This is a genomic window from Pseudomonas sp. MEJ086, from assembly GCF_030209025.1.
Lineage (GTDB): Bacteria > Pseudomonadota > Gammaproteobacteria > Pseudomonadales > Pseudomonadaceae > Aquipseudomonas > Aquipseudomonas fulva_A.
The window spans coordinates 82,232-91,524 of sequence record NZ_JARVSV010000014.1 but is presented as its reverse complement, the minus strand read 5'-3'; the positions used below and the strand labels follow the sequence as shown (position 1 = coordinate 91,524).

The 9,293-nt window shown below is 64.1% G+C and carries 8 protein-coding genes; 3 read left to right on the top strand and 5 right to left on the bottom strand.

The annotated features are described in order from the left end of the window. Positions 1-317: 317 nt before the first annotated feature. Together QRN22_RS10595 and QRN22_RS10590 are read left to right on the top strand one after the other, a co-directional pair. Positions 318-1,445, top strand: coding sequence for a saccharopine dehydrogenase family protein (locus QRN22_RS10595; RefSeq protein ID WP_042555902.1), 1,128 nt, complete (start codon positions 318-320; stop codon positions 1,443-1,445). 2 nt (positions 1,446-1,447) lie between these two features. Next, a complete protein-coding gene (locus QRN22_RS10590; protein ID WP_042555903.1) occupies positions 1,448-1,933 on the top strand; it encodes a DUF2269 family protein in 486 nt (161 codons plus the stop codon). 107 nt (positions 1,934-2,040) lie between these two features. On the opposite strand, the gene QRN22_RS10585 is transcribed toward QRN22_RS10590, so the two are convergent. The 4 genes from QRN22_RS10585 to QRN22_RS10570 form a co-directional block, all read right to left on the bottom strand. After that, entirely contained in the window at positions 2,041-3,111 is a 1,071-nt protein-coding gene (locus tag QRN22_RS10585; protein WP_052493855.1) for an energy transducer TonB family protein, read from the bottom strand. Further along, complete coding sequence (locus QRN22_RS10580) at positions 3,108-3,758, bottom strand: hypothetical protein (protein ID WP_231570219.1); 651 nt, start codon at positions 3,756-3,758, stop codon at positions 3,108-3,110. The genes QRN22_RS10585 and QRN22_RS10580 overlap by 4 nt, the downstream gene beginning before the upstream one ends. Positions 3,759-4,009: 251 nt before the next feature. Further along, positions 4,010-4,951: a hypothetical protein gene (locus QRN22_RS10575; protein WP_042555904.1), complete on the bottom strand. Its 942-nt coding sequence runs from the start codon at positions 4,949-4,951 to the stop codon at positions 4,010-4,012. Between the two features lie 129 nt (positions 4,952-5,080). Further along, the gene (locus QRN22_RS10570; protein ID WP_042555905.1) at positions 5,081-5,983 is read right to left on the bottom strand and encodes an alpha/beta hydrolase; all 903 of its coding nucleotides are present in this window, start codon (positions 5,981-5,983) and stop codon (positions 5,081-5,083) included. Positions 5,984-6,198: 215 nt separating this feature from the next. On the opposite strand from QRN22_RS10570, the gene QRN22_RS10565 reads away from it, so the two are divergent. After that, a complete protein-coding gene (locus tag QRN22_RS10565) occupies positions 6,199-7,449 on the top strand; it encodes an MFS transporter (RefSeq protein WP_042555992.1) in 1,251 nt (416 codons plus the stop codon). A 164-nt stretch (positions 7,450-7,613) separates the two neighbouring features. Here QRN22_RS10565 and QRN22_RS10560 read toward each other — a convergent pair whose 3' ends face one another. Beyond that, a complete protein-coding gene (locus tag QRN22_RS10560; protein WP_042555906.1) occupies positions 7,614-9,179 on the bottom strand; it encodes a SulP family inorganic anion transporter in 1,566 nt (521 codons plus the stop codon). Positions 9,180-9,293: the final 114 nt, after the last annotated feature.

Genomic DNA, 9,293 nt, shown 5'->3' with positions numbered 1-9,293 from the left:
CAAGCCAGCTCCTACGGGGTACCGGTATGCGGCAAGGACCGCTTGCCAATGCGGGTTGTGTAAGAGCCGGCGCACCGGCGCTGGCGGCGGTGGAATTCACGCTGGCGTCGAGGGTGAGAGCGCTTCGCTGGCAAGCCAGCTCCTACGGGGGTACCGGTATGCGGCAAGGACCGCTTGCCAATGCGGGCTGTGTAGGAGCCGGCTTGCCGGCGATTGCCGTCGCCTTTTCCGCCAGCTTGCTTCGTTAAGGCTGATCGGTGAACCTTGGCCCGCTCCGCTGAGGGGCGGACTCGAGCGGCTTGTCCAAGGGAGATGAAATGGCTTTGCGGATCATGGTGATTGGCGCCTACGGGAATTTTGGCAGCATCATCAGCGACCATCTGAGTCGCATGCCCGGCGTGGAGATGGTCATCACGGGCCGCGATGCGCAGAAGCTGCAGGCGCGGCTCGCGGTATTGAATGCTCAGGCACCGTGGCCCGCGCGCAGCTGGTGTGGCGATGCCATGGCGGCGGGCTTTGCAGAGGCGCTGCAGGATCTGGGCATCGATTGGGTGATTCATACCGGTGGGCCGTTTCAGGGGCAGCCCTATAGCGTCGCCGAGGCGTGTATCGGAGCGGGTGTCAACTACTGCGATCTCGCCGACTGTCGCGCCTTCGTCAACGGTATCGCCAGGCTCGACGAGCGCGCCCGGCAGGCCGGTGTGGCGATTCTCAGTGGATGCAGCTCGGTGCCCAGTCTGTCGTCGGCGATCATCGATGAACACCGCGCGCGTTTCGCCCGTATCGACCGGATCGCGCACGGCATCTCCTCGTCGGCCAAGATGCCTGGCCTGTCCACTGTAGAAGGCGTGCTGGCCTATGCCGGTCGGCCCATTCGCCAGCTCAGCAATGGCCGTATTCATGAAGTCACGGGTTGGCAGGACCTGTCCTTGCGCACCATGCCGCATCTGGGCACGCGCCTGCTGGCCAATGTGGACGTGCCGGACATGGACATCTTCGCGCAGCGCTATGGCGCTCATACGCTGTCGTTCAAGGCAGGGCTGGGTCTCAAGCTGGGCGGCGTGGCCAATGCCCTGCTGGCCCAGATGGTGAAGATCGGTCTGGTGCGTGACACCCTGCCATGGGCCAGGCGTTTGCACCGCTGGGGCACGTGGTTCGAGCGCTTCGGTGATGGCATGAGCGCCATGTATGTCGACGTGCAGGGCGTCGATCACCAGGCCCGGCCTCTGACCCTGACCGCCCAGCTCACCGCCCGCAATGACAAGGGGCCGGAGATCCCCAGTTGCGCCGCGGTCGCTCTCGCCGCCAAGGTCGCCAGCGGTTACCGACCAGCTCCCGGTGCACGGCCCTGCGTTGGAGAACTCACCGTCGCCGAATACCTGGCGGCCATTGACGAGCCGGATAACGTGCAACTGGCCGTCGACTTCTCTCACGCGGTGGTTTGAGCATGGACTACCTGCAGCTCAAGTACCTGCACGTCATCGCCGCAGTGTTCCTGTTCGGCTTCGGCATGGGCTCTTACCTGTACATGATCGCCGCCAGCCGAACCGGCGATGCCCGGGTCATCGCCCAGGTGGTGAAGATGGTGGTGCGTTTCGACACCTGGATCACCACCCCGGCCGGCGTGCTGCAAGTGCTCACCGGCTATGCCATGACCCGAGTGGCCGGCATGCCGCTGTCCAGCGACTGGCTGCTGAGCTCCATACTGATCATGGTCTGCGTTGGCGCGCTGTGGTTGCCGGTGCTGGTGCTGCAGCATCGCCTGCAGCGCCTGGCTGCCGACTCTGCCGAGCGTGGCGAAGCGCTGGGTGAACGCTACCGGGCGCTCTACCGCGCCTGGTTCTGGATGGGGGTGGCGGGTTTTTCGGGAATGTTCGTGATCGTGTGGATCATGGTGACCAAGAGCACGCCCTGGCATTGGCTGGCTATCTAGCTGGCCAGCCTGCGGATGAGGTCATCGGCTATCCGCGGGCCATGCTCTGCGATGCCCGGCGAAGTGGCTGATACTCGATCAGCTCACTCCGCATTGCATGGCTTCAGTTACCTGCCGGTCACGCCCTGAGCAGCCGTTTCCTTTTTGATCCCTTCGGATACGTAATGCCAGTACAGGGCCTCCGGGTTGGCTCTGCATTGCTCGATGATCCACGGCAGCGCGCGCGTGAAGGCTTTGTCGACCCCGGCTGCCGACGAGCTCTTCTGCTGACGCAACTCGGTGAGAAACAGCAGCGCCGAAGTCTGCTGAAAGGTGGCCAGGTCACTGGACGGCTTGCCGGGTGAGGTGTGCTCGAACTGCTGCAACTCGCTCATGACCTGCGCGCAGCTTTGCTCCTGGGTGCTCAGGATGGATTGCGGCCTGAGCACGAAGCTGTGGCTCACCGGTTGTGTTGATGGGGCCTGTGGGCTGGCGGTCCAGGGCTGATAGCGCCATTTCTGCACGGTGGTTTCAACCGCGGAGAGAACCAGGTCCGGCGCTTCACCGCTGGCCTTCACATCGCTGACCGAACCATCGGCGTGCACCTGGAACGTCGCCGTTACCCTCGTGCGCTGTTGCAGGCTTGCCGGTGCTACCGGCATGGGCATCTGCAGCGGCTTGAGTGGCGTCACGGCGAACAGGGCCGCATCGGCCTGGGCGCGGGCGACGAAGTTGTCGATGATGAGGCGGACATTGTCGCCGCGGCCGTCCGGGTGGACGAACAGGCCGTTGTAATGCGAGGTCGTGTTGTCGATGCGGTAGGTCGCGACTTCCTGGTGGCCGCGGGTTACCCGAAACGTCAGCTCCAAGTCCCAGGAAATGGGCGCCGGGATGATGAACAGGCTGAAGGCGCTGAGGAACTGAATGGGGACGTTGCTGAGGCCGTAATAGTCGCCAACCGACAGCACCTGAATGTTGTACCCACCCGGATCGAAACCTTCGCGTACCTGTTCGAAGGCACCCAGGCTGCGCATGTGATTACGGATCAGCGTGCCGGGAACCGACCCCTGGGTCTGCACGCTTACCTGCGGTAACGTCAGGTCGTGATCCAGCGTCGGTGTGCTGAGGGTGTGGTTGACCTGGCAGCCGCCCAGGAACATCAGCAGGCCAATGCCAAGTATGCGTAGCTTGCCGTTCATCTGAGCTGCCCCGAAAGAACCGATTTGAAGATTGCGGCATTCTCGGTGTCGCTATCGAACATGGCGGGATAGGCGCCATCCATGTGCTTCAGCTCGAGTACTTGCAGCGGTGGCAATTCGGGGTGCTTGCTGGTGACCAGGGCCTGATCACGCTCGGCGTGGTAGCTGTGGATAAACGAGCACCTGGCGTTGAGGTCAATGCAGGCGGCACGGAAGTCACCGATGTAGTAAGCCTTGCCGGGCTCCAGCTGGAGTGGGATGGAGAAGTCTTCGCGCTTCCATCCGGTACCGTCGCCGCGACGAAACAGCACGTTGTACAGTTCGTAGCGACCGGGTTTGAGTGGCATCACGAACAGCGTACCGATGCCGCGGCGGCCATCGCGGATATCCCGCGTGGTACGCAGATGAACGTTGTTGCGCAGGCGTGCGGAGGCTGAACCGCCGCCGCCCTTCTGGCGTAGCAGGATGCTTTGTTCGTGGGGCGAGTACTTGGCATCCGGCCAGACGCCGACCACGCCGACCAGATAGCTGGTGGCACCGCCTTCGGCAGGGCGAATGCTCTTGTCGATATCGATGGGCGACAGGCTGTAGCAGCCAACCAGGTTGAGCAGCAGCATAGAGCTGCAGAGATTGCGGAGCAGGGACATCAGTACACTCGCGTGCAGGGCAGCGCCATCGGGTCTGACTGACCGACGGGGCCTGTAATGAACACAAGGTGTGAAGCGAGGGCGTAGCACACCAATCCTTGGCGACATCATTCCAATGTAGCTGGGTGCGATTATAACCAGGCGCCGCTGTCGATTGGCCAGGAAGGCTTCAGATCATGAACGGTTTGGCAGTTGAGCGTGCTGCGCATCATCTGCGTATTGAATCGTGCACCTGCTCGTCGATCCGCCGCTCACGGGGTGGATTTCAGTCGCGCCGTGATCGCCACGCGCAGGCAACCCCAGGCGATCGTGCCGATGATCAGCACCTCGGCGAAACCCACCAGCAGGTTGAACGAGAAGACGAATGGCTGTTCGGCCCAGTAGAAGGTATGCGATCCCGTTCGAAAACCGCTGACGCGCAGGCGTCCGTTGAATAGCGCAGGCACCAGCACGATGATGTGATTGAGTTCGAACACGGTCAGGAAGGCGCCCAGCAGAGCGCAGAAGCCGCGGGCGGGCGTGCTGAAGGTCTCGTGCTTGTCTGCCGGTGGCGTTGACCCCTTGGCAGCCCTGGCACCTTTGCTGGTTGGCGCCGGTGTCGGCTCGTAGATGGTCCGCGCTTTGACTGTCGCAGGATCGATGACGTCGGTCGGTACTGCCAGCTGCAGGTACTCGGCCAATTCGCGCAGCCATAGTTCAGTGCGTTCGCTGCCCGGTATGACAGGCACGTTGTTGGTCGTCAGCCGGTGCTCGGTGCCGTCGCGCATCACCAGCCACAGTTGCGTATGGGCAGGCTCCGCGCCTTCGCGGCGGCGTAGTTCGAGGCGTTTGGCGGCGTCGATCCGGAAAGCATCGTGCACCCGCTCGCGGCGGCCGAAGAAATTTCGCGTGCGGCGTTTGCCTTCACCGTCGAGTCGCGACAGCAGCAAGCTCTCTCGCATGCCGGTGTAGACCGTGACGACCAGGCCGAGGGCAGGCAACAGCAACAGCCCGAGCACTATCAGCAATGCCGACAGTGGATCCATGCTCGACAAGGGCGAAGAGTCACTGGTAACTGCGAACGCCACGAATGCCACTGGCGCCGCGAATGCGATCGCTCCCATGAGCGGGACTGCGGTATTCATCACCAGATTGCGCGAGTGGATGTGCAGATCGCCCCGCGGGGTGCGTTCGTAGCGATGGCCAATCAGCATGCCGACTTCCTTGTGCGCCACTGTCAGATCGTTCGCAGGGCGGGGCGAGTTGCAAGCAGCGCACAATACCCCAAACCGCGTCTTGTGGTGCTCGCCCTTCAGCCATTCATCCCGGTCTCTGCAGGAACCCTAGCCCCTGCCAACCACCTTCGGCGCGAACAGGGTACGAATCGCTTCCCGGTACTCGCTGCTGCCGGTGCGGAGGCTGTTGTTGTGGTTGCCACCGTCGATCAGCAGCAGGCGCTTGGGTTCGTTGGCGGCCTGATAGAGGCTTTCGCTGAACCGCTGTGGGATATAGCGATCATTGGTGCCGTGGGCGATGAGTACGGGCACCTTGATGTCACCGATCTTGCTCAGCGAATCGAATTTCTGCGACAGCAGCCAGTGCACCGGCAGCGATGTGTACTCGGCGGCTACTTCGGTCGCAGCGTCGGCCAGGTTGGTGAACGTCGACTCGATGATCAGCCCGGCCAGCGGCGGCGTGTGGCGATCGCGGCCCAGGGATTCGGTGAGGTTGACCGCTACGGCGCCACCCAGCGAATGGCCGTATACGAAGCGTTTGGCAGGATCAGGCTGCAGTTCGGTGAGACGCTGCCAGGCGATCTCGGCGTCTTCGTAAATGGTGCGCTCGGAGGGCAGTTCGCCGAGGCTCTCGCCAAAACCACGGTAGTCGATGGCCAGTACCGAGAAACCCATGGCGTGCAGCTGCTCGATGCGGAACATCTGGCCGGTGAGGTTCCAGCGCGAGCCGTGCAGGTACAGCAGTGTGGGGGCGTCAGCCTTCTGCGCGGGCCACCACCAGGCGTGAATGTTCTGCTTGTCCCCGAACTGCGGCGCGCTGAGGGTCATCTCCTCGACACCAGCGGGCAGGCCGCTGAACCAGCTGGCGGTGCCCGGTTCGATGCGGAACACCAGTTCGCGCTCCTTCTGTTCCAGCTTGGCGCAGCCGACCGGCAGGCCGACGGCCAGACACAGCAGCAGGCTCAGGCTGAACCAGCGGCGGCGCAGGGTGTGGATAAGTGATGTGGCCATGGATCTCCGCACTGCTCGAAAACGTGACGCCGCGGCCCCTGCACAGGGGCGGCAGCGTGGCGTGAAAGGGTGATAGGCGAGTAGACAGGAGCGCAGCGGCGATGTTCGTCTGGCGCGCGCTTTTCGGGTATCGAGTTGTTACCGGATCATGACATGGCTGCTGCCGCTTTCAAGCCTGCGCTATGCTGCGCCGCTCACATGCTGCGGACTCGTTCATGTCGTCCACGTCTTCCGATCTGCGCCGCCCGGCGGGTGCCACGCTGGTGCTGCTGGCGTCGTTGTACTGCGCTCAGGGTTTACCATCCGGGCTGATCGCCCATGCGCTGCCGGTGCTGCTACGTCAGCACGGCGTGGATCTGGCGCTGATCGGCCTGCTCAAGCTGCTGGCATTGCCCTGGTTGCTCAAGGTGCTGTGGGCGCCCTGGGTGGATCGTCTGTCGTCGCGCCGCCTGGGCCATCACCGTGGCTGGATCCTGCCGCTGCAGAGCGGCGTGCTGCTGATTCTGCTGGCGTTGGCGCTGCTCTCGCCCGATGCCCTGTTCGGCGCCCATCTGCCGCTGCTGCTCGGCCTGCTGGTGCTGGTCAATCTGGCGGCGGCGACCCAGGACATCGCCACCGACGGCCTGACCGTGCGCCTGCTGCCGGAGCGCTGGCGCGGGCTCGGCAACAGCCTGCAGGTCGGTGGCTACAAGGTGGGGATGATCATCAGTGGCAGCGGCCTGTTGCTGGTCATCGACCGCGTCGGCTGGAACCTGTCGCTGCTCTGGCTGGCGGCTCTGCTGGCGTTGACGCTGGTGCCGATCTGGCGCTTCGCCGAAGCGCGCCATCTGCCTCCTCGGGTTGCCGGCGTCGAACCGGTTGGGCCGAGCCTGTTGCTGCACCATTATCGTGGGCTGCTGGCGCTACCGGGCATGGGGTTGTGGCTGGCGGTGGTGCTGACCTTCAAGCTCGGCGACGCACTGGGGTCGCCGATGATCAAGCCGATGCTGGTGGATCAGGGCTGGAGCAACGCCGAACTGGGGCAATTGACACTGATCAGCAGCCTGGTCGGCATCGGCGGCGCGCTGCTGGGTGGGCTGCTGTATGCGCGTCTGGGCGTGCTGCGTGCGTTGCTGATCTTCGGCGCGCTGCAGGCGTTGAGCCTTGGCACGTTGGCGCTGCTGGTGAGCCGTGGCGGTGATGCAACCCTGGTGTACGCGTTGACGCTGTTCGAGCAGGCAGCCGATGGTTTGTCCACGGTGGCCCTGTTTGCCGCGATGATGCGCCAGTGCCGCGCCGGTCACGAGGGTGCCGATTTCACCCTGCAGGCCTCCACGCAGATTCTGCTCGGCGGCTTCGTCGGTGCCGCCAGCGGCGTGCTCGCCAAGGCCCTGGGCTACGACGGTTTGTTCATCTGTGCCGGGGCCCTGGGGCTGGCGGCGCTGGTGTTGGTGTGGCGTTATTTTCGCCGCCACGGCTGGCGTTAGGAGCCCTCGCCTTCCGTAGCCCTGTAGGAGCCGGCTTGCCGGCGAGCTGTTGGCGGTTGATCGCCGGCAAGCCGGCTCCTACAGGATCGTTGGTACTAGGCGAGCCCAATATCGCCTCCTGGGTATCGCTGGGATCAACGCCAGGCTACGAGGCCGTTTGAGGCTCAATCCTCGAACTGCACGGGGCAGGTAGGGCCTTCGAGTTTCTGGATTTCTTCGATCACGTGAGGGCGAGCGTGGCGCAGGACCAGTTGGCGGTTCTGGGTGTGCAGACGGCGGGCTTCCAGGTGGAGCATTTCCACGCCGGCGTAATCGATGAAGTTGATGTGCCTGGCATCGACCACCACCCGCTCCCCACGGCTCAGTTGCAGCACCTGCTGCACGTAGTGGCAGGCACCGAAAAAGATCGAGCCCTCCAGGCGCAGCTGTTCGTCGTCACCGTCGCGGGTGTATTTGAAGCGCGGTTGCGAGGTGCGTTTGAGGTAGAAGAACAGCGAGGCCAGCACGCCCGCGTAGATCGCCGTTTGCAGCTCCAGCAGCAGCGTGGCCAGCAGGGTCAGCAGCATCACCACGAACTCTGAACGGCTGACGCGCAGCAGCGCGCGGACCCCGGCGACATCCACCAGCCCCCAGCAGATCAGCAGAATCGCCGCCGCCATGCTGGGCAAGGCGATGTGGGCGATCAGCGCGGCGCAGAACAGCGCGAACGCCCCCACCAGCAGTGCAGAGAACACCCCGGCCAGTGGCGAAGTGGCGCCGCCTTGCAGGTTCAGCGCCGAGCGGGTGAAGGAACCAGCCGACATCGAGCCGGAGAACCAGGGACCGATCAGGTTGGACAGGCCCTGGGCACGCACCTCCTGATTGGCGTCCAGCACCTGCTGGGATTTGCTCGCCAGGGAGCGGGCGATGGACAGGCTGGTGACCAGCCCGAGCATGCCGCAGGCGATGGCGGCGGGCAGCAGTTGCAACAGGCTGTTGATCTCGACGTGCAGGGTGGTGAGCGGCGGCAGTTTGCCTTCGAAAGCGTTGACCAGGGTGATGCTGGCGAAGAACCCCGGCAGCGCGGCAACCAGCAGGCTACCGGCGATCACGCCGATCAGCAGCGCCGGCAAGCGCGGCCACAGGCGCCGGCACAGCAGGCTCACCGCCAGGGTGAAGATTGCCACCAGCACGGCGTGCCAGTCGGCCTGGTCGAGGTGCTGGAAGAGGTTGAGCAGCGTCGCCACGGCAGTGCGCTGGCTGTCGACCTGCAGGCCCAGCAGGTTGGGTAGCTGACCGAGCGCGATCACCACGGCGGCGCCGAGGGTGAAGCCAAGTACCACCGAGGGCGAGACGAAGTTGACCAGATTGCCGAAGCGCAGCAGCCCCAGCAGCCATTGGAAAAGCCCGGCGAGAAAGGTCAGTACCAGCACCAGCGCGACGAACTCCTCGCTGCCGGGCCTGGCCATGGGGCTGACGCTGGTGAACAGGACGATGGAAATGGCCGCAGTCGGCCCGCCGATCAGGTGCCACGACGAGCCCCACAGGCAGGCGATGATCACCGGCACGATGGCTGCGTACAGCCCGTACTCTGCTGGCAACCCGGCGATCAGTGCGTAGGCGATCGATTGCGGCAAGGCCAGAATGGCACCGCTGAGCCCGACCAGCAGATCCGTACCCAGGGTGCGCCGGGTGACACTCGGCCACCAGAGCAGGAAGGGCAACAGGCTGTAACGGCTGGGTAAGCGCATGCGTTCGCTCGGAGGCGGGTGATCAGGTGGCAAGCAGAGTAACAGAGGCTTTACTCATGATTTCCCGGATTGTTCGAGTGCATCGCGTGTATGGCTTTGGAAAGGCGCTAGCGG

Excerpts from the sequence above, each read along its gene's own strand:
- QRN22_RS10595 (WP_042555902.1), top strand. The coding sequence starts at position 318 with ATGGCTTTGCGGATCATGGTGATTGGCGCCTACGGGAATTTTGGCAGC.
- QRN22_RS10590 (WP_042555903.1), top strand. The coding sequence starts at position 1,448 with ATGGACTACCTGCAGCTCAAGTACCTGCACGTCATCGCCGCAGTGTTC.
- QRN22_RS10585 (WP_052493855.1), bottom strand. The coding sequence starts at position 3,111 with ATGAACGGCAAGCTACGCATACTTGGCATTGGCCTGCTGATGTTCCTG.
- QRN22_RS10580 (WP_231570219.1), bottom strand. The coding sequence starts at position 3,758 with ATGTCCCTGCTCCGCAATCTCTGCAGCTCTATGCTGCTGCTCAACCTG.
- QRN22_RS10575 (WP_042555904.1), bottom strand. The coding sequence starts at position 4,951 with ATGCTGATTGGCCATCGCTACGAACGCACCCCGCGGGGCGATCTGCAC.
- QRN22_RS10570 (WP_042555905.1), bottom strand. The coding sequence starts at position 5,983 with ATGGCCACATCACTTATCCACACCCTGCGCCGCCGCTGGTTCAGCCTG.
- QRN22_RS10565 (WP_042555992.1), top strand. The coding sequence starts at position 6,199 with ATGTCGTCCACGTCTTCCGATCTGCGCCGCCCGGCGGGTGCCACGCTG.
- QRN22_RS10560 (WP_042555906.1), bottom strand. The coding sequence starts at position 9,179 with ATGCGCTTACCCAGCCGTTACAGCCTGTTGCCCTTCCTGCTCTGGTGG.